The organism is Actinoplanes oblitus (genome assembly GCF_030252345.1).
GTDB classification, from domain to species: domain Bacteria; phylum Actinomycetota; class Actinomycetes; order Mycobacteriales; family Micromonosporaceae; genus Actinoplanes; species Actinoplanes oblitus.
This window is the reverse complement of record NZ_CP126980.1, coordinates 8,269,855-8,292,524: the sequence shown is the minus strand read 5'-3', so window position 1 is coordinate 8,292,524 and position 22,670 is coordinate 8,269,855. Positions and strand designations below refer to the sequence as shown.

Sequence of the window (22,670 nt, the reverse complement as noted above, 5' to 3'; positions counted from 1 at the left end):
CGGTCATTGCCTTGATTACATGCTTACACCGCAATCGCGTAAGTGGCCAATGACGCCTCGACAGCGCGACTTGAGCGATCGCTCAAATCCGTCTACCGTACGTTTGAGCGGTCGCTCAAACGGGGGGCGATCGCTCCGTTACCTGGGAGGAACAGCGTGAAGATCAGAGAAGTCCAGCCGGCCAACCTGTTCCTGGCCGGACTGGTCGCCGTCGTCGGGGTGGCCAGCTTCGCCGTCGCCGTGACGACCGGCCGGGCCGACAGCGCGCTCTTCTTCGTCGCGCTCCCGGCGGTGCTCGCCGCCGGGCTGGCCCTCAGCTCCGGCCGGTCCACGCACGGGCGGGTGTTCCGGCTGACCACCATCGCCCTGCTGCTGGCCGCCGTGGTCCTGCACGAGGGCGCGATCTGCGTGCTCCTCGCCGCGCCGCTGGTCTACCTGGTCGCGCACGCGGTGACCGCCCTGGTCCGGCTGGCCCGCCGCGGCGGCCGGTCCGCCCTCGCGCTCCTGCCGCTGCCGCTGCTGCTGGCCGGCGGCGCCGAGGGCACCACCGCCGACTGGCGCGTGCATCCGGACCAGTCGGTCGAGGTCACCCGGGTGGTCGCGCTCGGCCCGGAACAAGTGCGGGCGACGCTGGCGGCCGGACCGCAGCCGACCGGCACCCGGTCGCTGCCGCTGCGGCTGCTCGGCGTGCCGATGCCGCAGCACGTGCACGGCGCCGGCCTGACCCCGGGCGACCGCTGGACGTTCGTCTACCACGGCAGCTCGCACGGCCCCGGCGGGGAGATCGTGACCGAGGTCCGGGACGCCGGCCCGGCCAGGGTGAGCTGGACGGTGGTCGAGGACAGCTCGATCACCCACCGCTGGGTGGGCATGCGGGACGCCACGCTCAGCTGGCACACCGTGCCCGGCGGGACGGCCGTCACGCTGCGCGTCGACTACCGGCGCGGGCTCGACCCGTCGTGGTACTTCGGGCCGCTGCAGGACGGCCTGATGCACGCCGGCGCCGGTCACGTCCTCGACATGCTCGCGCTGCGATGACCCTCGTCCGCTACCTGTCCCTGCTGCTGCCCGCCGCCGCCCTGCTCGCGGCCGGGGCGGGGTCGGAGCGTCGCGACCGGGCCGGCGCCTTCCTCGCCTTCCTGGCCGCCGTCACCGGCGTCGCCGCCCTGCACGAGCTCGCCCGGGCCGGCGGCTGGTGGGAGTTCGCCCCGGTCGACGGCGCCTACCGGGGCATGCCGATCGACCTGTGGCTGGGCTGGGCCGCCCTCTGGGGGCCGATCCCCGTCCTGCTCCGCCGCCACCTGCGGCTGCCGGCCACGCTCGCCCTGCTGCTCTGGCTCGACCTGCTGGCGATGCCCCGCCTCGAGCCGCTGCTCACCCTCGGCCCGCAGTGGCTGCGCGGCGAGCTGCTCGGCCTGGTCGCCGTCGCCCTCCCGGCCCAGCTGCTCGGCCGCTGGACCGCCGCCGACCGTCACCTGTACCGCCGGGTGGTGCTCCAGATGATCGTGTTCACCGGGTTGATCCTCTGGCTGCTGCCGACAGCCGTCTTCACCCTCGGCGACGGTTCCTGGTCGCGCCTGTCCGGCACCCCGCTCGCCCTGCTCGTCCAGGTCGCGGCGCTGCTGGGGCTGCCGGCGGTGGCGGCGGTCCGCGAGTTCGCGGTTCGCGGCGGTGGCACCCCGTTCCCCTGGGACCCGCCGCGCCGGCTGGTCACCACCGGGCCGTACGCGTACGTCGCCAACCCGATGCAGCTCAGCATGGTCGCCGAGCTCGCCCTGCTGGCCGCCGCCACGCGCAGCCTGGCGCTGACCGCCGCCACGCTGGGCGCGGTCGCCTTCTCGGCCGGCGTGGCCGCCCCGCACGAGCGCGGTGACCTGGGCGCCCGCCACGGCGACGGCTGGCTCGCCTACCGCCGCCGGGTGCGCGACTGGCTGCCCCGGGCCCGGCCCTACCCGGCGCTCGCGCCGGCCCGGATCTGGCTGGACGACGACTGCGGCCCGTGCGCGGCGACCCGGGACTTCGTGGCGGCCCGCTCGCCCGTACGGTTGGATCTCGTGCCCGCCGCGACCCACCCGACCACCCTGTGGCGGGCGAGGTACGCGGCGGCCGACGGATACTCCGCTACGGGGGTGGCGGCAGTCGCGTCCGCGTTCGATCATCTCGGCATCGGCTGGGCGTACCTCGGCTGGTTCCTCCGCCTCCCCGCGGTGGACCGGCTCGCCCAGCTGATCACCGACGCCCAGATCGCCCCACCCCACCCCGCCGGAGGACAACGGTGAGCGACACCAAGCAACGCCTGCTGGACGGGGCCCTGGACGCCCTGCGCGACCACGGCGTGACAGGCACCTCGGCGCGGACCATCGCCGCCGCGGCCGGGGTCAACCAGGCGCTCGTCTTCTACCACTACGGCTCGGTCGACGAGCTGGTCGGCGCGGCCTGCCGGCAGGCCACCGAGCAGCGGGTGGCGCACTACTCGGACCGGTTCGCCGCCGTCACCTCGCTGCGCGAGCTGCTCCAGGTGGGCCGCGAGCTGCACGCCGCCGAGCTGGCCCAGGGCAACGTGTCGGTGCTGGCGCAGACCCTGGCCGCGGCGCAGAGCAACGAGCGGCTGGCCGAGCCGATCCGGGCCACCTTCCAGCTCTGGACCGACGAGATCGAGACCGTGCTGCGCCGGGTGCTGGCCGGCTCGCCGATCGCCGAGGTCGCCGACGTGCCCGGGCTGGCACAGGCGATCTCGTCGGCGTTCGTCGGGCTGGAGCTGTTCGAGGGCATCGACCCGGCCGGCGGCCGGCGGGCGATGGACGCCATCGACCAGCTGGCCGTGCTGGTCGAGGTGATGGACGAGCTGGGCCCGCTCGCCACCCGGGTGCTGCGCTCCCGGATCAAGAAGGCCGGCCGGACATAGGCGCCTAGAGGACGAACGCGTCCGTCCAGAGCTGCCGGGACCGGCCGGAGAGCGCCTCCATCAGGCCGACCGCCTGCCCGTCCGTCAGCCCGGCCACGAAGTCGATCACCGCGCGCCCGCGGGCCCGGCCGATCCGCTCCGGGGTGCCCTCGGGCAGCTCGGCCTCGGCCAGCTCGACCAGGTCGCGCAGCCGGCGCGGCAGCCGGTTCTCCTCGTCCGGGTCGGTCAGCCAGGCCAGCAGCGCCTCCACCAGCGAGGCCAGCAACCGGGCCTGCCCACGCTGGTGCAGCGCCAGATCCGGCCGGGCCAGCACGAACCGGTTCTGCACGAACTTGAGGACCTGCACCTCGTGCCACTGCGCCACGGACAGCTGCGCGTGCCCGCTGCGGACCGCCGCCTGCTCGGTCAGCACCACCGAGTCGACCAGCCGCTGGGTCCAGGTCGCCGAGAACGCCGCGACCCGCGCCTCGGCCGCCACCGAGCCGTCGAACGGCTGCGCCAGCAACCCGTCCACCAGCTCGGCCCGGACCAGCTCGACCGCGTCGGCGAAGGCGTCGTCGTCGGCGATCCAGCCCTCCTTGCGGTGCAGGCTGCGCCGCAGCGACTCGATGGCGCCGCCGGACCGTTTCAGATCGGTCGCGGTGCCCCACCGCTGCCAGGCCATCAGCTCGGTGGCGACCGCACCCTGCTGCAGCACCCCGACCCGGTGCACGTCCTCCAGGTCGTGGATCGCGTAGGCGATGTCGTCGGCGGTGTCCATCACCGAGGCCTCGACGGTCTGCTGCCAGTCGGCGACCCGCCCGGCGAACGGCGCCCGCGCCGCCCGCACGTCGTTGATCTCGGTGGAGTACGCGGAGAACTTCGCCGACCCGCCGTCCGGATCGTCGGCGTGCGGCGCCGCCCCGCGCGGCGGCGGATCCATGAACCGCGGGTGCGGCTCCGGATGCCCGTGCCGGGTCCACGGGTACTTCAGGATCGCCGCCCGGGTGGCGTTGGTCAGGTTCAGCCCGATGGTGGCCTGCCCGCGGATCTCGGTGCTGGTGACGATCCGGTACGACTGCGCGTTCCCCTCGAACCCGTCCCGCAGCCCGAGCCGCTGCCGGGCCAGCCGGTCCAGCACCCGCTCACCGAGGTGCCCGAACGGCGGGTGCCCCAGGTCGTGGGCGAGCGCGGCGGCCTCCACCACGTCCGGGTCGCAGCCGCCCAGCTTCTCCGCCAGGTCGGCGTCCCGGGCCTGGGTCCGCTCGGCGATCGCCCGGGCCACCTGGGCCACCTTGAGACTGTGGGTCAGCCGGTTGTGCACCAGCAGGCCGGCCCCGCCGGGGCTGATCACCTGGGTGACCCCGGCGAGGCGGGCGAAGAAGGGTGAGCTGACGATCCGGTCCCGGTCGACGCGGAACGGGCTGAGAGCGAGGTCGCCCGGGGCTACCGTGCTGTCGCCGAAGAGTCGCAGGGCACGTGGATCGTCCATGTGGAGCAAATTACCGGGCCTGCAGCGCGTCCAGCGCCACCGCCATCGCGATCACCAGGCGGCGGTCCAGGTTGGGGTCGTGGATGGTGACCCGGTAGGTGTCCCGGAAGCCCCACTTGCGCTCCACCGAGAACCCGACGTGTCCGTTGATCTCGAAGTCGAAGTGGTACGGCAGCCAGGACAGGTAGTCCACGAACCGGCGGCACAGCGCCACGAACAGGTTCCGCTCCTGACCGACCAGCTCGGCGTAGCCCGGCTGCTCCAGCACCCAGGTGGAACGCAGCAGCGAGGCGCCGAACTTCTTGCGGAACAGGCCGATCGGGGCGCCGACCGCGTCGGTCACGTCGTAGGTGGCACCCAGGTCGATCACCTGACGGGCCTTGAAGCCCAGCACCGGTACCTGCTTGGTGTCGTCGGTGTAGAGGGTCACCTGCTCCTTGAACGCCAGCCGCTTCTGCTGGGCGAAGGCGAGCAGGCCGGCCTCCTGGCCGTCCGGCGTGGCGGCGTGGACCTCGTACTGATTGACCATCAAACGCACGCGCTGACGCACGATGAGCTGTTGCTGAGCCTGAAGAATCTCGATCGTCACCGCGGCAGTGTGTCATATCGCTCACTTGCTGAGCACCGGCTCAGGGAGGCGGTGGGCGCGGACGGCCCGATCAGGTCAGACTGGGCGCATGGCGAAGCGTCTTCCTACCCGTACGGCAGTGGCTCTGGCACTCGGCGCGGCGGCGGTCTGGGCCGCTCGCGACCTCCCCGCGCAGATCGGCGCGAAGGCGCGCGGTGCGCGCCGGGCCCGGATGGAGGCCTCCCCACAGTTCTCCGGCGGCAAGTTCCGCAACACCGTGCCGGCCACCGAGGTCGCCGCGGCGTCCATGCCCCGGCTGTTCGTCGCCGCGATGACCGACCGCGACGCGCGCCGCCCGCACCTGCCGGTCCCGGTCGTCACCCCGGCCCCGGCCGCCGCCACCACCGACGGCCTGCACGTGACGTGGTACGGCCACTCGTCCGCGCTGGTGGAGATCGAGGGCCGCCGCGTCCTGCTCGACCCGGTCTGGAGCGACCGCTGCTCCCCGTCCCGGCTCACCGGCCCGCGCCGCCTGCACGAGCCCCCGGTCCCGCTGCGCGAGCTGCCCCCGCTGGACGCCATCGTGATCTCCCACGACCACTACGACCACCTCGACATGGTCAGCATCCAGAACCTCGTCGACCTGCAGGCCGCCCCGTTCCTGGTGCCGCTCGGCGTGGGCGCGCACCTGGAGCGCTGGGGCGTCCCCGAGTCCCGCATCGTCGAGCTGGACTGGCACGAGTCCCACAAGATCGGCGGCCTGGAGCTGATCGCCACCCCGGCCCGGCACTTCTCCGGCCGCGGCCTCAACCGCGACGAGACCCTCTGGGCCAGCTGGGTGATCAAGGGGTCGACCCGGAAGGCGTTCTACTCCGGCGACACCGGTTACTTCCCCGGCTTCGCCGAGATCGGCGCGGAACACGGCCCGTTCGACGTCACACTGGTCCAGGTCGGCGCCTACGGCGACGCCTGGCCCGACATCCACATGTTCCCGGAGGACGGCGTGGCGGTCCACGCCGACGTCCGCGGCGGCCTCATGATCCCGGTCCACTGGGCCACCTTCAACCTGGCCCTGCACGACTGGTCCGAGCCGGCCGACCGCACCTGGCGCGAAGCCAAGGCCCGCGGCGTCCGCCTGGCCATCCCGCGCCCCGGCGAACGCGTCGACGTCGACAACCCGCCCCCGGTGGACGGCTGGTGGCAGCAGATCGCCTGAGGATCTCCGTGCCGTCGAGCGGTCAAGGTCACGATCCGCATTCACGTGCGTCCGCCGGGGTGCGGATCGCATGGTCCCGGGCCGGGAGCGGCGATCTGGCCGCTGCGTGTCCACAGCGATCGCCGCTGCCCGCACGGTCCGTGGGGGGTCACTGGAAGAGTGTTGTCGGCGGCGTTGTGTTGTGGGCGGCGTCGTGTTGTTGACGGTCTCGTGTTGTTGACGGTGCCGGTGTTGTTGACGGTTTCGTGTTGTTGAGGGTGCCGCGTTGTCCACGGAGCCGTGGTCGACGGCATTGCGTTGCCCACGACGTCGCGTTGTCGCTGGAGCCGCGTCGTCCAGACCGCTGCATCGTCCACAGCACCGCGTTGTCCACAGCCCGCCCCGCCGCGACTCCCCAGATCCGCCACACTGCTCAAGGGGGATCCCCCTGGGAGGGCGGGCTGTGAGCGCGGGCTGTGAGCGCGGGCTGTGAGCGCGGCACAGCGAGTTCAGGCAACATTGATCGCGGACAGCCGGCCGCGGCGCACCAACCCAAGCCGGGCGCATCAACCCCGGGCCCGGCGCACCAACCCGATCGGGTGCGGCAACCCGGCCGGGTGCGGCAACCCGGCCGGGTGCACCAACCCGATCGGGTGCGGCAACCCGGCCGGATGCGGTAACCCCGGCCGGGTGCCGGCATACCGGGATCCCCAAACGGCTCAGCGGGCCAGATCGAAAGCGGCGACAGTAAGGCTCAGCAGGACCAGGACGGCGCCGACGGCTAATCGGGCGGTGTGCGACCAGGCCGTGCGGCGGTCGCGGCGGAACGAGCGCCTCGAGGAGCGGACGTCCTGCCAGGCCGCGTGAGTGCGGCCGAGGCGGTAGGCGATGGCCGGGACCGCGGCGACGGCCAGCGCGGCACCGATGAGCTGTGGGGACATGGCGGACCTCCCGTGTCGATGGGTGAACCGCCAGTCTGGGTGCCGCAACCATGGTCAATCCAGAGGATTCCGGGGCCTATCCGGGCAATAACCGCGCGGTGCGGGACGGATGGCGACGAAGTCTCCTGTCGCCTATCGGTCACTCGAAGCGTCGGACCGATGGGCCCGGTGCGGCCCCTCAGGCCGCGCCGTCGGATCGCGGAACGCAGACCTCCACCGCGCCGGGCACGACCGACGCCTGGAAGCTCTTGGTCCGGGTCCGGGCCCCGCCGTCGAGCTCGTACTCCAGCTTCGACTCCAGCTTGACCGAGACCTTCCGGGCCCGGGTGGTCCGGACGAACGGGGAGCTGTCCGACCGCTTCACGGCCATCGTGCCCAGCGCCCGGGCCCACTGCAGCGCGCCCTGGGCGGTCGCCACCCCGACGTCCAGCCAGCCGTCGTCGGGCGCCGCGTCGTCGAAGGCCCGGACGCCGCCGGTGATCGTCCCGACGTTGCCGATCAGCACGCAGCTGGCCTCGTCGTCGAACCAGGGGACGCCGTCCACCTTGATCTTCGTACGCGGGGCCTCGCCGTCGACGTGCCGGATGCCGGTCCAGACGTAGGCGAGCTTGCCCAGCCGATCCTTCAGCGCACCGTCGGCATCCTTGATCATCGCGCCGTCGAAGCCGACGCCGGCCATCACAGCGAAGTGCTCGCCGCCCAGTTTGCCCAGGTCGAGCCGCCGCCGGGCGCCGGTGAAGGCGATCTCGACGGCCTGCTCCAGGTCGGTCGGGATGCCGAGGTTGCCGGCGAGCAGGTTGCCGGTGCCGGCCGGCATGATCGCGACCGGGACGGGTTTTCCGGCGACCACGTCCAGGGTGCGCTGGACCATCCCGTCACCGCCCCAGACCACGAGCAGGTCCGGCTTCTCGGCGAGCGCCTGCCGGACCTTGCCGGGCGCTTTGCGGCTCTTCGGTACCTCGTACCAGAAAAGGTCCTTGATGTCGTGGTCGGTGAGGCGGCGGCGCAGCTCGTCCAGCCCGCCACCGAGAGTCTTCTTCTGGTGGGCAACGACGGCGATTTTGCGGGGGGTTCGCATGTCGCCGCCGTTACCCGAACCGGAGCTCTTCCAACCACCGGTGACCGGCTGATGCCCGATTATGAAGATCGACTAACGTCAGAACCGGGCGAAGGAGCGCACCGGCATCCGCGGCCCGTACCGCGGGGCCGTCACCCCGCCCATGGCGAGCAGGTCGCAGACCCGGCCGCGGTGGCCACGGAACGGTTCGAGCAGCTCCAGCATCCGGTCGTCGGTGCCACGGGGCTCGCCGGCCAGGGCGTACGCGACGGTGTTGGGAATGTGGAAGTCGCCGACGCTCACCGCGTCCGGGTCGCCGAAAGCGGTCCGCACCACCTCGGCCGCGGCCCACGGCCCGATCCCGGGCAGCGCCGTCATCCGCCGGGTGGCCTCGGCCGAGTCGGCGCACTCGGCGAGCCGCGCGGCGGCCTGCGCGGCACGCAGCAACGCCTGGGTGCGCCGCTGCTCGACGCCGAGCGGATGGAACTCCCAGTAGGGCCGGGCCGCCACGGCGGCCGGATCGGGCGGCAGGACCAGGGCGACCGGCCCGGGTGCGGGTTCGCCGAGGTGACGGCAGATCTTCCGGTACGACCGGTGCGCCTCGGTACCCGTCACCTTCTGCTCCAGGATCGCCCGCAGCAGCCGGTGGAACACCTGGCCGGTGGCCGGCATGCGTACCCCGGAGAAGGTCGTGGCCAGCCGGGCGACCAGCGGATGGCGCCGGGCCAGCTCGGTGAAACCCCGCAGGTCGTCGCGCAGTCCGGCGATCGCGTCGGCCCGCTCGACCACCCAGTCCGCGCCGGCGCCGTGCCCGGTGGCGACCAGCTCGCCGGCCACCCGGGCCAGGTGCAGGGTCGCCGGGCCGGCGGGGGAACGGACCGCGAGCCACAGCTCGCCGTCGCGCAGCAGGCCGCACGGGTCGTGTTTCGGCACCAGCAGCGACCGCACCGAGGCGGCGAACTGATACCGCTCCGGCGGTGTCAGACGGCGGCTCACCTCGGCGGTCACCGGAGAAACTGTGCCATGTCCCGGCGGCTTTGACGAGCCCGGACAAGCCGATGGCCCTGTCCCCGGTGCGGGGGTCAGGGCCATCGGACGGTGATCGGATCGATCACCCGGTTGCGGAGCGGCGCCCCGGGTGGAGGCCGGGCAGTCGCTGTTCTCGTCCGGCAGGGGAAAGGACGAGCCGGCGGACCCGAAGGGGGGTCCCGGAAAGGCACCGTGGGAATGTGCCTCTCCGGTTCGGGTCCGCCGGGCGACTGTGCTCCGCGAGCGTGGTTCTACAGGGTCAGCGCACCCGGATCCGGACCACGTCGAAGGCCGGGGTCTGGTTGGCGCGCTCCATCATCGGGATGCGGTGTGAGCCGTCACCGGCCCACGACGCGCACTGCGCGAGCCCGGACTGCGGCAGTCCCGGGACCTGGATGGTCACCGTGTCCGGGGTGCGGCCGCCCTTGCTGTCCTCGGTGGCCACGAAGAACGCCGGGACGCCTTCCGGGGTCGGCGCCTCGTTGGTGTTGGCCAGCATCCGGCACGCGGTGTGGAAGTGGCCGCGGACCAGGCCGTTCTGCAGGACGCTGGACTCCACGTAGTAACCGCCCTGGCCGGCCGCGAGGAACCGGTCGCGGATCAGGTTGCGGGTGCTGACCTGCAGGGTGAAGGCCTGGTTCCGGTTGACCTGGCGGGGCGCGCCGGTGATCAGCAGCGACGGGTTGTTCGCCGCCGAGCCGACCTCACCGAACTCGGTGGAGACGCACCGGTCGCCCTTCTGGAAACCGTCGTGCGCCGGCAGGTTGCTGGTGGCGCAGCTGTTGGTCAGGATGCCGAGGCCGGCGCCGGGCGGGGCGGTGCTGGGCGGGGTGTTCGCGCCACCGCCGTTGTTGTTTCCGCCGTTGTTGTTCCCGCCGTTGTTGCCGCCGTTGTTGCCGCCGTTGTTCCCACCGTTGTTCTGGCCCTGAGTCGGCTCGGTGGAAGCGGGAGCGGAGGCACCCTGGGAAGCGTCGCCGGTGGCGGGGGCGTTGCTCGCGCCACCGCCGTTGTTGTTGTTCCCGCCGGTGTTGTTGCCGCCACCGCCGGTGTTGTTGTTCCAGCCGCTGCCCCGGTCGCGGCGCCGGGTGGTCTGGTTCTGCGTGTTGGCGACGTTGTTCATCACCCAGTCCCGGCAGCGGGCGCGCACCTGCTCGGTGGTCGCCACGTCCCCGGCCCCGTCGTCCGGGTGCTGGGTGACGGTGCCGTTGTTGGTGGTGTACGTGCCGCGCCGGGTGTTCGTGGACAGCCTGGTCTGACCGCCGGCCCGCAGGTTGTCGCAGGCCGCCAGCGCCGCCTTGGTGTTGTCGCCGGTGTTGTTGTTGGTGCTGGCGCTGGAAATCTGGGTGACCGTCACGATGCCGCCGAACGCCGCGAGCGTGGCCGCCACGGCGATGATCCGGCGACGCCCGCTGAACCACGTGGGGTTACTGGCGCGCCGGTACTTGGACCTTCGCATGGGTGACACCTTTCTTCGTCGCCGTTCGGGGCGATGTCTCTCGGGGCTACCGCGCGCGGAAGATCCGCATGGTGGTGATCACGCCGATCACCAGCGCGGCGGCAAGGACGAGCAGAATTACTGTGTTGCTGAGACCCGGCACTCCGCCGCCGTTGCTGGCGGCGGCGATCATCTGGTTGTCGATCGGCACCGGGCCCTTCTGGCCGGTGGCCGGCGCCGCGGCGGTGGGCAGTGCCGCGTAATCGACGATGCCGCTGCTCTCCAGCAGGGTCATGTGCGTCATGACGAACTGGTTGGCCTGCTGGGCGAGCTTCCGGACGGTGTCGTTGCGGGTGGTCGCCCGGATGGTGCCGATGGCCGGGAAGATCTTGCCGTGCGCGGCCCGCAGCCGGTCGACGAAGATCTGGTCGAACTGCTTCCCCTCGGCGTTCTTCATCTCGTTCAGCCAGCCCAGCTGGTCGCCGTTGGGCTTGTTGGGCAGGTCGATACCGAGCTTCTTGGCGGCCTGCCGGTCCAGGCTGTCGAGCGACACGTGCTGCGCCGCGATCGACTTTCCGATCTTGACGATGTTCGGGTCGTCCGACTTCTCCTGGGCCATGTTGCCGGCCGGGATCTCCCAGAGGCCGGCCAGCCGCACCTTGATCACGAAGTCGGCGTCAGCGGCGCTGACGGTGCCCCGCGCCGTGTCGGTGAGCCCGGTGTTCGGGGGCACCGGTACCGCGTCGTCGGCCCGTGCGGCGCCGGCCGGCGTCAGCATGAAGGCCAACGTGACGGCCGCGGCGCCCATCAGCCAGGACTTCATCTTCGTCATGTGCCGTTTCCTCAGTAGCTGTAGTCGTCACCGGAGTCACCCGCGGCGCCGCCGGCGTCGTCAGCGGGCGGCGCGACCGGCTTGGAGACCTTGGGCAGGCAGGTGAGGTTCTTGGTGCCGGTCGGGGTGATCACGAACCACTTGCCGTTGACGTTCTGGCCCTTCCACTGGCCCGGCTTCTTGTCACCGACGTAGCGGTAGAGCGGCCAGCCCTTGAGGGTGAGCTGCTTGGTACCGTCCGCCCGGGTCACCGTGCCGACCAGCTTCTGGTTCACGCCCTTGAGCGTCGGCTTGCCGTCGTTGGTCAGGGCCGGCGGCCAGACCTTGGCGCAGTCGCCGTTGCAGTTCGACTTGGCCGGGTCGTCACCGTCGTTGTCGAACCGGTAGAGCACGAAGCCGTTCTGGTCCTCCACGACCTTGCCCATCCGGGCCACCGAGGCGCCGGTGAGCGACTTGGTCAGCCGGTCGTCGCCGACCTCGGCGGCGTCACCGTCGCCCGGGTCGGCGGGTGCCGTCGACTCGGCCGTGGGGTCCGCGGCGTTCGGGTCGACCGCCCCGTCGGTCGCCGCGGCGCCCGGGGTGACCGCCACGTCGGCCGCGGCGGGCTCAGCCGCGTTGCCGTAGTCGGCCGCGTTGTATCCGGCCGGAGCGCAGCCGGGCAGGGCGACCATCGCAGCCAGCGCCGCAACGGCGACCATCAACTTGCGCTTCTCCGGTACCACTGGGTCCTCCAGCTGATCGATACCTCTACCATTTCCGCGCAGTAGTACGGGACGCGGGCGGCGGCGGTTGAACATTCGGCTCGATCAAATTGGGGAATTTTTGTTTGAACCCTGCTCGTGGCCGGATGCGTATAGGAAAGGCCCAAGCAGCGAAAAAGGGCCCAGCCGGGGTCGGCTGGGCCCTATTCGTGTTCGGTCGATTACGGAACGCTGATCAGCGTCTCCCCGGTCCCGCTCGCGGTCAGCTCCTGCACCTGCACGTGGGCGATGTCCTCACGCGGGGTGCCGGTCACCGCCTGCAGCAGCAGCGGCGACGGGTTGGTGGCGGTTCCCCAGCCCTTCTCGCCGATCGTCCAGGTGGCCACCCGTTCCGAGGTGCCGTCGGTGTGCACCAGGACCAGACCGCAGGTCTTCGGGCCCTTGATGTTGGAGACCGCGAACGAGATCTGCGTGCCCCAGTCCTTTTTCTCCAGGCCGACCACGGTGGCCACGCCGGTCCGGGAGTCGGTGCCGTTGTAGTTCTGCCCGGGCAGCGGGTCACCGCCGATGCCGACGCCGTCGCTGTCCGGCAACGGGTCGAGCTTGTCGCTGGCGGTGGTGCCCGGGTTCCGGGTGCCGGAGTCCGGGCCGAGCCACTTGCCGCCGGCGAAGAGCGCGCCGATGGACAGCATCGCGAAGATGACCACGGCGGCGGCGAGCGAGTAGAGCCGGCGGCTGTTGGCCCGCTGCCGCTCCACCTTCACCTCGCGGAACATCTTGTTCAGCAGGACGCCGTCCTTCTCGGACTTCTCCGCGGCGATCAGCGCCTCCGCGTCGACGTCGGCGAGCGCGTCCGCCACCTGGACGAAGGACTCCAGCTCGAGGGCGCACTGCGGGCACTCGATCAGGTGGTCCTCGAACCGGGCGGCGTCGTGGGCGTCGAGCACGCCCAGGGCGTACGACGCGACGTCGTAGTGCTCTTCCTGTGTCATTCCGTCACCCCCCGCTGCTGCAGAGCGGTACGCAGCGCACGCAGAGCGTAGTACACCCGGGACTTGGCGGTACCCAACGGAAGGTTGAGGACCTCGGCCGCCTCGGGCACCGTACGGCCCCGGAAGTACGTCTCGATCAGGATCTCCCGGTGCGAGTGGCTCAACTGGCGGAGCGCGTCCGACACCGTCATGGACTGCAGGACCCGGTCGGTCTCGTCCGAGGTGGTCGGGAAGCTCTCCAGCTCCCGGTCGTACGTCTCGGCGGGCCGCGCGTTGGCGCTGCGGTGCTCGTCGATGGCGATCCGCCGGGCCACCGTGACCAGCCACGGGCGCAGCGACTGCTGGCCCTGGGCGCCGAGCCGGTGCGCGTTGCGCCAGGCCCGCAGCAGGGTCTCCTGCACGATGTCCTCGGCCCGCTGCCGGTCGCCGCCGGTGAGCCGGAGCACGAACATCAGCAACGGTCCGGCGTGCTCTTCGTAGAGCAGCTTGACCAGCGTGTCCTCGTGGCTCGGGCCCTTGCTGGCCGGCGCCTCGTGCCGGGCCGACTGGCGGGGGATCACCGAACCGTCATCCTGCGCACCACGGCCTCCGTCGAGTGCCTGCCACCTGTTTCCGGAGTGTCGCGCCATCACACGCACCCTCTCCGGCGTGAGCCGCTTCTCGGCCACCGCATGCATCGATACCTCCGCCCGGACCTTTCCCCGTCGCCTGAGATACGGCTGGGGGGCCCGGCCGGGATCAAAGCCGGCGCGAGATTTTCCGGGACACTCGGTCTCAAGGGTCCTCCGCTGTGGTGACGATCGTGACGGCGTGCCGGTCGCGGATCATGGGGGGATTGATCTGCGCCGATTCGGACGCCAGGTAAGGCGGAATGATACTCAGTCGCCCAGGTGTCGAGACACGGCTCTGGAAATAATTTCGCCCAACCCAGGAGAGCGTGATCTCGCTCCGTGAGCGATCCATTCCGCTCGGTGTCGGCGGCCGAGTATTGCGCGGTGAATGACCGGCTCACCGAACCGTTCGGGGGATGCCCGAATATCTCTCGGACTCTTTCGGGCGACACCCGGTGGGGAGCGCTCCCAATTCTTGATCTTGCTGATGGGGCGCATGCCGATCCGGTAAGCAATTGTTTACCACACGATGCGGTGACCCGTCGCCACGGATCTTGTGCGCGATGGTCCGGACCTGTGACGCAAGCGCTTCGACCGCCTCCGCCGAATTCGCGATCGGGTACCGGAATGCGGTCGGACATCCCGGCAAATGGGAAACCCGCGGAGGATGTGAGAGCGGCCGGCGCCGACGGCGTCAGCGGGAGCGCGCCGACGCCAGTGCCAGCGCCCGGTGCAGCACCCGCGAATCGCCGAGCATCCCGCGCAGCCGCCGCTCCAGCCCGGCGATCGGCACCAGGTTCTGCGGGGCCCGCGGATCCTTGTACGACGCCGACGCGAACCGCGGCAGCGTCGCCCCGGACAGCCCGGCCAGCTCGATCGCCTGCTCGACGCTCAGCTCCGGCGAGCACTCCACCCGGACGATCCCGGACCACGGCGCGCCGGTCCCGTTCGGCAGTCGCAGGTACCACGACCAGCCGCCCCAGCGGGTGCCCAGATGGAAGACCGGGGTCCGCTGGCCGGCCCGCAGCCGGGGCACTATCGCCTCCTGGGCGGCGGGCAGATAGCGGCTCTGCTGAGTCTTGATGTATCCGATGGTGCGCGGCAGCTGCCGCCGGTCCCGCAGCGGCCCGTCCACGATCAGCAGGTCGGCGCCGTCCGAGCCGCCGGTCCGCGCCTCCGCCGAGATGTCGATCTCCAGCGCGGTGAGCGGGCCCTGCACGGCGGCCTGCAGCTTGCTCGCCTCGCCGGTGCCCGCGATCCGGTGGATCTCGTAGTGCACCGAGCCGGCCTGCACGCCGGCGACCGACGGGCTCGCGGTGAACAGCCCCCGGCCGACCCGGGCCGCGACCAGCTCGGCCGCGCCGTGCGCCAGGTCGCACCGCACCACGCCGGCCGCGAACGAGGCGGCCAGCCCGGCGAACGTGGTCCCGTCGTCCTCGGCGGTCCAGATCTGGGCGTCGTTGCGGCGCACCCCGTCGACCAGGAACACCACGTCCGGCGGCCGGGCGCCGCGCGGCACGTCGACCGGCGCCCACTCGGCGGCCGGCACCTCCACGTCGACGTCCACCTGCGCGCTGCTGGGCGAGGCCGGTCCCGCCCCGTCGCCGCCCTCGAACGAGGCGCCGTACGCCGGATCCCACGCGTCGACGAACATCCGTGTCACAGGCCGACCCTCTCGACGTGCGCGGTCCGGGCGTCCTTGCGCACCTCGAACCGCACCGGCACCCGCTCGGCGAGCGCGTGCACGTGGGTGACCAGTCCGACCATCCGGTCACCGCGGGCGGCCAGATTCTCCAGCGTGGCGGCGACCACGTCGAGGGTGGCCGCGTCCAGCGTGCCGAAGCCCTCGTCCAGCACGATCGACTCCAGGCTGGCCGCCGTGGTGCTCATCCCGGCCAGCTGCTCGGAGAGGGCGAGCGCGAGGGCCAGCGACGCCTGGAACGTCTCGCCGCCGGAGAGCGTGCGCACGCCCCGGCGCAGTCCCGCGTCGTGATGGTCGATCACGAAGAACTCGCCCTTGTCGTGCATCAGCTCGTACTGCCCGCCGGTGAGCTCGCGCAGGATCCGGGAGGCGCCGTCGACCAGCAGGTCCAGCGCCTCCTCCAGCAGCCAGCGCTCGAAGTTGTTCGCCCGCAGGTGCCCGGCCAGCGATTTCGCCACCCGGCCGGCCTGCTGCAGGGCCATCCGCTGGTCCTGCATCTCGCGAGCCTGCGCGAGCCGCTCGACCAGGCGCTGCCAGGCCGCCTCGGCCCGCTCGGCGGTCACCGCGGCGGCCCGGATCAGGGTGGCCTCGGCGTCGGCCGGCGTGGTGGCCGGCGGCTGGACCCCGGCGTCGGTGAACAGCGCCATGATCGCCGAGCGGGCGGCGGCCGTGGCGTCGTGCGCGGCGTCGACGGTGGCGTCCGCCTCGGTGCGGGCCGTGGAGCGGGCGGCGTGCTCGGCCCGGGCCCACTCGACCAGGGTCCGCCAGGCGCCGGCCAGGTCGTCCCGGTCGGCGGGCGGCGGCACGAACCGGGCCACGCCGTCGCGTACCTCGTCGAACCGGCGCCACGCGGTGCGCTGCTGCTCCTCGGCGGCGCGGACCGCGGTCTGGGCGGACCGCAGCCGATCGCGGGCCGTGCGGACCGCCGCGGTGGCGTCCTCCAGCCGGCCCTGCAGCCGGCCGAACTCGGCGAGCTGCTGCTGGATCGCGGCCACCCCGGGCAGCCCCTGCACGGCTTTGCGCACCTCGGCGAGCCGGGTGAGGTGGTGCTCGTACTGCCCGCGCTTGCGCTCCAGGTCGGACTCGAGGTTGCGGGCCACCGCGTCGCGCTCCTGCCAGCGGGCGGTGGCCTGCTCGGCGGCCTGCCGGGCGGCCGCCCCGGCCGCCTCGGCCAGGCGCACCGCCGACTCGCGCGGCACCTCCGGCACCACGGTGACCGGCTGTTCGCAGACCGGGCAGTCGTCCCCGGGGGTCAGGTGCCCGCGCAGCGCGACGGCCCGGTCGCGCTGCTGGGCGTCGCGGTAGTCCTGCCGGGCCTGCTCCAGCAACTGCTGGGCGCCGATGTGCTCGGACTCGGCCAGGTCGGCCGAGGCGCGCGCGTCCCGGCACTCCACCTCGGCGACCGACACCTTGCCGGCGAACCAGCCCTCCTGCTCGATGAGCCGCTCCAGCTCGGTGTGCCGGTCCAGGGCCAGCCGCAGCGACCCGGCGTCGCCGGCCGCGGTCAGCTCGCCGCGGACCTTCTCCTCGGCCTCCTCGGCCTCGTGCACCGCCTCGGCCGCCTCGGTCGCGGCGGTCCGGGCCGCGGCGATCGCGGTGGTCGCCTCGGCCAGGTTGGCCGGGGTACGCACGGACGCCAGCAGCCGCAGCTCCGCGTCGAGGGTGTCCCGGGTGTCCCGCGCGGCGTCCTCGGCCGCCCGGGCCGCGCGCAGCCCCGGCATCGCGGCCTCCACCGCGGCGGTCAGCTCGCGCATCCGGGCCAGGTGCCCGGCGGCCTCCGCGACCGCCTCGTCGGTGGCGTCCTCCAGCGCGGCCAGCGCCTGGTCGACGACGGTCAGCTTGGCCTCCGCCGCCTTGCCCCGCTCGGCCGCCTTGACCTGCACCTCCTCGTAGACGTGCAGGCCCAGCAGGTTGACCAGGATCTGCTGCCGGGTGGCCGGCTTGGCGTGCAGGAAGTCGGCGAACTGGCCCTGCGGCAGCACCACGCAGCTGGTGAACTGTTCGTAAGGCAAGCCGACCGCGTGCAGCACCGCGGCGTCCATCTCGGCGGGGACGCCGGCCAGCACCTCACCGAGGTCCTCGAGGTCCATGCCGGTGTCGAGCTTGGTCACGTCGAAGCCGGGCGGCATCAGCTGCAGGCCGGCGCCGGAGGTCTTGACGTTGCCCCGCCCGTCGCGCCGGACCACCCGGGTCGCGACGTAGCGGTCGCCGGCCGACTCGAAGACCAGGCGGACCCGGGCCTCGGCGGCGGACGGGGCGAGCGCGTTGCCGATGCCCCGGGCGCCGCCCCAGCGCGGGACCTGGCCGTAGAGCGCGAAGCAGATGGCGTCGAGCACCGTCGACTTGCCCGAGCCGGTCGGGCCGACCAGGGCGAAGTAATCAGCGTCGGTGAAGTCGACAGTGGTCTGCTCACGGAACACCGTGAAACCGGACATGTCCAGCCGAATGGGCCTCATTTGTCGCTGCTCACCTCGTCGTACAGCTCGTCGAAGAGTTCGCGCACGCCCTCCTCGGCGTTGCCGCGGCTGTCCAGGTAGTCGCCGAAGAGCTCGCGCGGGGAGCGACCGGCGCGTTCCGCCGACCGGGCACCGGCGCGGTCCGGCAGCATGTCCGGGTCGATGCGGACCTCCAAGGCGTTCGGCAGGAGCTCCTGCACGTCCTCGCGCAGGCCGGGGCGGGGCGCCTCGCGCACCAGGACACGCAGCCAGGCCTCCGGAAGGTTCACCGTGGCGAGCTGCTCGAGGGTGCCGCGGACCGTCCGCAGGGTCAGCGCCGAGGTCACCGGCACGTCCCGGACCTGGGCCGCCTTGTCCACCCCGACCTCGACGATCGCCACCGAGCAGACGTTCTCCTCCTCGCCGAAGTCGATCGCCAGCGGGCTACCGCAGTACCGCACCGGGCAGGGGCCGATCACCCGTTGCGACCGGTGCAGGTGGCCGAGCGCGACGTAGTGGGTGTTCTGCGGGAAGACCGTGGACGGCACCGCGTAGCCCATGATCGTGTGCGCCTCCCGCTCGCCGCCGCCGGTGCTCGCCCCGACCATGGTCAGGTGCGAGGTGATCAGGTTGATCACGCCGGGCTCGGCGAACGGCTCGCTCAGCTTGCCGAGCAACCGGGCGATCAGGTCGGCATACGTCTGATTCGACTCGGCCTCGGTCAGGTCGTACATCTCGACGGCGCGGACCGCGTACCGCTGCGACAGGAACGGCAGGGCGACCAGCCGCCAGCGCTCGCCCCCCTCGGTCGTCCCCTCGATGAGCAGGTCCGCCGGGTTGTCGAAGGAGCCGCGCAACTCGATGCCGGCCGCGTCGGCCCAGGGCCGCAGCGCGTCCAGGGCCTGGCCGTTGTCGTGGTTGCCGCCGATCGCCACCACCCGCGCGCCGGTGCGCCGCAGGGCGGACAGCGCCCGGGTGACCAGCTTCGTCGACTCCGCCGTCGGCGCCGCGGTGTCGTAGAGGTCACCGGCGACGATCACCAGGTCGGGTTTCTCCGCCTGGGCGATCTCGATCACCTGGGCGAGCACCCGGCGGTGCTCGTCACGCCGGTCGCGGCCCTTGAGAACCTTGCCGACGTGCCAGTCGGAGGTGTGCAGGATGCGCATCGCAGAACCTTAGACCTAGAACGGGATGTCGTCGTCGCCACCGGGCCGCCCGCCGATCACGGCGAACGGGTCGGCGGACTGCACGATCGAGCGCAGCGACTCGGCCGGCGGCGGGCCCGACTCCGACTTGCGGGTGGCCCAGGCCGGGAACGGGAACTCCACGCAGAGCGGGACCGGGATGTCCGGCTGGTTGACGAACATCGTGCCCGGCCGGGCCAGCAGCGCCCGCTGTCGCATCGCCGGCGGCAGGAAGCCGTACTCCGGCCGGGACGCCTCGGCCGGGTCGAGCCGGCCGACCACCCGGATCGCCGAGTTCGTCACGATCCGCCGCTCCACCTCGCTGGCGGTCTGCTGGGCGCCGATCAGGATCACGCCCAGCGAACGGCCCCGCTCGGCGATGTCCAGCAGCACCTCCTTGATCGGGGAGGAGCCCTCGCGCGGCGCGTACTTGTTCAGCTCGTCGAGGACCACGAAGAGCAGCGGGCGGCCGGTGCCGGACTTCTCCTTCTCCTCGAACTCGCTCTTGAGCGTCACGCCGACCACGAACCGCTGCGCCCGGTCCGGCAGGTTGTGCAGGTCGACGACGGTGACCTGGGCGCTGTCCGCGGTCTTGATCTGGTGCGGGCGGCGCTGCGCCAGGTCCCCGCGGATCAGCCGGGACAGGTCGCGCTTGCTGCCGATCAGCCGGCGGGCGAACGCGTTCACCGTGCCCATGTTGATCGCGCTGCCGGCCCAGATCGACCGGGTCTCGTCGTCGGTCAGCTGGTCGACGATGTGGTCGACCAGGTCGCCGTACGACCCGATGCGCCGCCCGTCGATGCTGATCCCGCCCTCGGCCGGCACCGCGAACCGGTGCAGATGGGCGGTCACCGAGTGGACCACCATGGTGTACTGCTGGCGCTCGTCGTCGGCGTCGGCGAACACATAAGGCAGCAGCTTGCCCGAGCAGAACTCGTCGAGCGTCCAGTAGAACGCGTCGACCCCGGTCAGCCGGCCGCTCACGTCGGGCGCGCCGGACGGGTCGCCGGGGCGGGGCGGCGCGTAGACCCGGACGTCGGTGAACGGGCTGTCCGGCAGGTCGAGCAGCTTGTAGTACGCCCGGGTCCGCTCGTCCAGTTTGGTGTTCGGGTGGTCCAGGAAGAGCAGGTCCTCGCCCTTGACGTTGAAGATCAGCGCCCGTGCGTTCGCCCCGTCGGCGCCCAGCTGCCCGGAGCGGAACACCGAGTAGAGCAGGAACGTGGCGAAGCTGGTCTTGGTGGCCACCCCGGAGATGCCGGAGATCGAGACGTGGGCGCCGCGGGTGCCGTCGAGAAAGTCCGCGTTCAGGAACACCGGGACGCCGTCGCGGCCGGTGCCCATCGGCACCCGGCGCTCCATCCGGTCGAAGTGCAGGGCGGCGTCGCGGTCCTCGCCGGAGGCCCGGTGCACGACCGCGCCCGGCGCCGGCGGCACGTAGAGCTCCGGGTCGACGCGGGTGGTGGTGACCTCGGCCGCCTCCTGGACCATGGCCGGCAGCGTGCCGTCGGCGATGGCGAACACGTCCGAGTCGAACTGCGCGCCCTCGTGCCGCGCCCGGACCTGGGTGACCACCCCGGCGATCGTCACCGGCTCGCGGTCCGGCAGCTCGCGCTGGGTCACCACGACGTCGTCGAGCTGCAGGTAGCTGCCCGGGGCGACGGCCGTCCAGAACTGCAGCGGGGTGGCGTCGGCGGTACCGAGGACCCGGCCGACCGGATCCAGGTCCGGGTTGGCCTTCGGGTTTCCGCCGCGGACGGGCTCAGCTTCGTCAGACACGCCGATCATGGTGCCTCAGGGGTACGACAAATTGCCCGCCGGTGGGCCACCCGTTCGGGTTTTCCACAACTTCTGGTGTCCATCCACAGAGTTATGCACAAGATCTGGATCAATCGACGGAGGCGCGCCTGATGCCTGCGGCGATGGGCACGGATCAGCGGCGCCGGGCGTACCGAAGGAAAAGCATGTCGTCGCGGACCAGGGCGTGCCGCAGCGACATCGACACCGGCGGCGCCGGCGGCCCGGTCGCGATCCGGCCCGCGCGGCCACCGATCAGCAGCGGCGCCACGGTCAGGCACAACTCGTCGACCAGATCCGCCGCGATCATCGAGCCGAGCAGCGCCGGCCCGCCCTCGCAGAGCAGCTGGGTGGCCCCGCGCTCGTGCAGCAGCCGCACCCCGGCGGCCAGGTCGACCCGCTCGTCGCCGACCGCTATCACCTCGGCCACCTCGGCGATCGGGGAGACCGGCGCGGCCCGGTGGGTCAGCACGATCGGCCGGATCGGCGCGTCCGAGAAGATCAGCTGAGCCGGGTCCAGGTCCAGCGACCCCGAGACGATCACCATGAGCGGGAACTCCGGCAGCCCCCGAGCCCGCCGCCAGGCCCGATCGGAAGCGGTCAGCCGCAGCGCGTCGTAGCGCTCGGCGCGCACCGTGCCGGCCGCCACGATCAGCCCGTCGCAGACCATCCGCAGCGTGTCGAAGACCTCCTTGTCACCCGGCCCCTGCAACCCCGCCGAGAGGCCGTCGACCGAGACCGCGCCGTCGGCGCTGGCGATGAAGTTGGCCCGCAGAACCGGCCGGTCCTGCCGCGGATAGGCGGCGACCAGGCCGTCGCGGTCCTCCGGCAGCGGGATCACGGCCCGGGAGGCCCGGTCACCGGCGGGACGGGCTCGGGCTCGCGGTGCTGGCAGTCGCACCACGATCCGCCCTTGCACTCGTCGTGCCGCCGCTCCCGGCAAGGCTCGCAGATCATCCCTCGACTTTAGGCCCACGGCGGCACGCACGGCCCGCTTCCACCCCGGACCGCCGATTTCCGGTACGCCCAGCGCACCCGTCCCGGAGCCGTCGGCTGCGTCCAGGTCCCGCCGCCAGCCACCCTCCACCGTCTCGCCCCTCCACCGTCTCGCCCCCTCGGCTGTCTCGCTCTCCCGCTGTCTCGTCCCCTCCGCCGTCTCGCTCCCTCGACTGTCTTGCCCTCCCGCTGTCTCGTCCCCTCCGCCGTCTCGCTCCCTCGACTGTCTTGCACTCCCGCTGCCTTGTCGCCTCCCGCTGTTTCGTCCCCCGCTGTCTCGCTCTCCCGCTGTCTCGTCCCCTCCCGCCCTCTTGTCGCCTCCCGCTGTTTCGTCGCCCCCGCTGTCTTGGCGCCTTCGCCGTCGCCGCGTCCCGCCGTCCCGGCCTTCGTCCGCCGATTCCACCCTTGCGGTCCGTGGCTGGTCACGGTGGGGGATGCCAGGCCCGGGGGCTGTTGGTCACCGTCGCGGCCGCCGCCAGCGGTCCGTAACCGCCAGCGGTCCGCGGTCGCCAGCGGTCCGTGGCCGCCAGCGGTTCGTAGCCGCCAGCGGTTCGTAGCCACCCACGGTCCCCGACCCGGGTCGCGGTCCGCGGGATGCCTAGGGCAACACCGGTCCCGACCAGCGCAAGCCACAAACCACAGCTGGCGCTCACGGTGGTGTCAGTTCCCCGGATACCACCGTGATGGCCAGCCGAGGTCTGGTGGCTGGTGCTCACGGTGGTGTCAGTTCCCCGGATAGCACCGTGATGGCCAGCCGAGGTCTGGTGGCTGGTGCTCACGGTGGTGTCAGTTCCCCGGATAGCACCGTGATGGCCAGCCGAG

The 22,670-nt window shown here is 72.2% G+C and carries 18 protein-coding genes and 1 pseudogene; 4 read left to right on the top strand and 15 right to left on the bottom strand.

The window, feature by feature from the left end; all coding sequences use genetic code 11:
* Positions 1–162 precede the first annotated feature (162 nt).
* From Actob_RS36755 to Actob_RS36745, 3 genes and pseudogenes are all read left to right on the top strand, one after another.
* Positions 163–1,038, top strand: a complete 876-nt coding sequence (locus Actob_RS36755) for a hypothetical protein (protein WP_284922455.1) — start codon at positions 163–165, stop codon at positions 1,036–1,038.
* A pseudogene (locus Actob_RS36750) lies at positions 1,035–2,339 on the top strand (methyltransferase family protein). Before Actob_RS36755 ends, Actob_RS36750 begins: the two are co-directional and overlap by 4 nt.
* Positions 2,297–2,905 (top strand): TetR/AcrR family transcriptional regulator, encoded by a 609-nt coding sequence (locus Actob_RS36745; protein ID WP_407653738.1) that lies wholly within the window; start codon positions 2,297–2,299, stop codon positions 2,903–2,905. The pseudogene Actob_RS36750 and the gene Actob_RS36745 overlap by 43 nt, the downstream one beginning before the upstream one ends.
* A gap of 4 nt (positions 2,906–2,909) precedes the next feature.
* Here the strand turns inward: Actob_RS36745 and Actob_RS36740 are convergent, their stop codons facing one another.
* A complete protein-coding gene (locus Actob_RS36740) occupies positions 2,910–4,376 on the bottom strand; it encodes a deoxyguanosinetriphosphate triphosphohydrolase family protein (RefSeq protein ID WP_284916562.1) in 1,467 nt (488 codons plus the stop codon).
* 10 nt (positions 4,377–4,386) lie between these two features.
* A complete protein-coding gene (locus tag Actob_RS36735; protein ID WP_407653737.1) occupies positions 4,387–4,905 on the bottom strand; it encodes an LURP-one-related/scramblase family protein in 519 nt (172 codons plus the stop codon).
* Between the two features lie 148 nt (positions 4,906–5,053).
* Between Actob_RS36735 and Actob_RS36730 the strand changes: the two genes are divergently transcribed.
* On the top strand, positions 5,054–6,160 hold the full coding sequence (locus tag Actob_RS36730; protein ID WP_284916560.1) for an MBL fold metallo-hydrolase: 1,107 nt from the start codon (positions 5,054–5,056) through the stop codon (positions 6,158–6,160).
* Between the two features lie 698 nt (positions 6,161–6,858).
* On the opposite strand, the gene Actob_RS36725 is transcribed toward Actob_RS36730, so the two are convergent.
* From Actob_RS36725 to Actob_RS36665, 13 genes are all read right to left on the bottom strand, one after another.
* Complete coding sequence (locus tag Actob_RS36725; protein WP_284916559.1) at positions 6,859–7,080, bottom strand: hypothetical protein; 222 nt, start codon at positions 7,078–7,080, stop codon at positions 6,859–6,861.
* A gap of 178 nt (positions 7,081–7,258) precedes the next feature.
* Entirely contained in the window at positions 7,259–8,158 is a 900-nt protein-coding gene (locus Actob_RS36720; protein ID WP_284916556.1) for a diacylglycerol/lipid kinase family protein, read from the bottom strand.
* A 78-nt stretch (positions 8,159–8,236) separates the two neighbouring features.
* Positions 8,237–9,133 carry a DNA-3-methyladenine glycosylase family protein gene (locus tag Actob_RS36715; RefSeq protein WP_284922454.1) on the bottom strand — a complete coding sequence of 299 codons (897 nt, stop codon included), beginning with the start codon at positions 9,131–9,133 and terminating at the stop codon, positions 8,237–8,239.
* A gap of 292 nt (positions 9,134–9,425) precedes the next feature.
* A complete protein-coding gene (locus Actob_RS36710; RefSeq protein WP_284916555.1) occupies positions 9,426–10,622 on the bottom strand; it encodes a Pecanex-like protein 1 in 1,197 nt (398 codons plus the stop codon).
* A gap of 46 nt (positions 10,623–10,668) precedes the next feature.
* Positions 10,669–11,433, bottom strand: coding sequence for a DUF4142 domain-containing protein (locus tag Actob_RS36705; protein WP_328518401.1), 765 nt, complete (start codon positions 11,431–11,433; stop codon positions 10,669–10,671).
* 11 nt (positions 11,434–11,444) lie between these two features.
* Positions 11,445–12,131, bottom strand: a complete 687-nt coding sequence (locus Actob_RS36700; protein ID WP_284916554.1) for a hypothetical protein — start codon at positions 12,129–12,131, stop codon at positions 11,445–11,447.
* A 224-nt stretch (positions 12,132–12,355) separates the two neighbouring features.
* A complete protein-coding gene (locus Actob_RS36695; protein ID WP_284916553.1) occupies positions 12,356–13,126 on the bottom strand; it encodes an anti-sigma factor family protein in 771 nt (256 codons plus the stop codon).
* Entirely contained in the window at positions 13,123–13,803 is a 681-nt protein-coding gene (locus Actob_RS36690) for a sigma-70 family RNA polymerase sigma factor (RefSeq protein WP_284916552.1), read from the bottom strand. Before Actob_RS36690 ends, Actob_RS36695 begins: the two co-directional genes overlap by 4 nt.
* Positions 13,804–14,431: 628 nt before the next feature.
* Positions 14,432–15,400 carry a hypothetical protein gene (locus tag Actob_RS36685; RefSeq protein WP_284916550.1) on the bottom strand — a complete coding sequence of 323 codons (969 nt, stop codon included), beginning with the start codon at positions 15,398–15,400 and terminating at the stop codon, positions 14,432–14,434.
* Complete coding sequence (locus Actob_RS36680; protein ID WP_284916549.1) at positions 15,397–17,895, bottom strand: AAA family ATPase; 2,499 nt, start codon at positions 17,893–17,895, stop codon at positions 15,397–15,399. The genes Actob_RS36685 and Actob_RS36680 overlap by 4 nt, the downstream gene beginning before the upstream one ends.
* Entirely contained in the window at positions 17,892–19,040 is a 1,149-nt protein-coding gene (locus tag Actob_RS36675) for an exonuclease SbcCD subunit D (RefSeq protein ID WP_284916548.1), read from the bottom strand. Before Actob_RS36675 ends, Actob_RS36680 begins: the two co-directional genes overlap by 4 nt.
* A 15-nt stretch (positions 19,041–19,055) precedes the next feature.
* On the bottom strand, positions 19,056–20,843 hold the full coding sequence (locus tag Actob_RS36670; RefSeq protein WP_284916547.1) for an ATP-binding protein: 1,788 nt from the start codon (positions 20,841–20,843) through the stop codon (positions 19,056–19,058).
* A gap of 145 nt (positions 20,844–20,988) precedes the next feature.
* Positions 20,989–21,693, bottom strand: coding sequence for a pyrimidine reductase family protein (locus Actob_RS36665; RefSeq protein WP_407653736.1), 705 nt, complete (start codon positions 21,691–21,693; stop codon positions 20,989–20,991).
* Positions 21,694–22,670 lie beyond the last annotated feature (977 nt).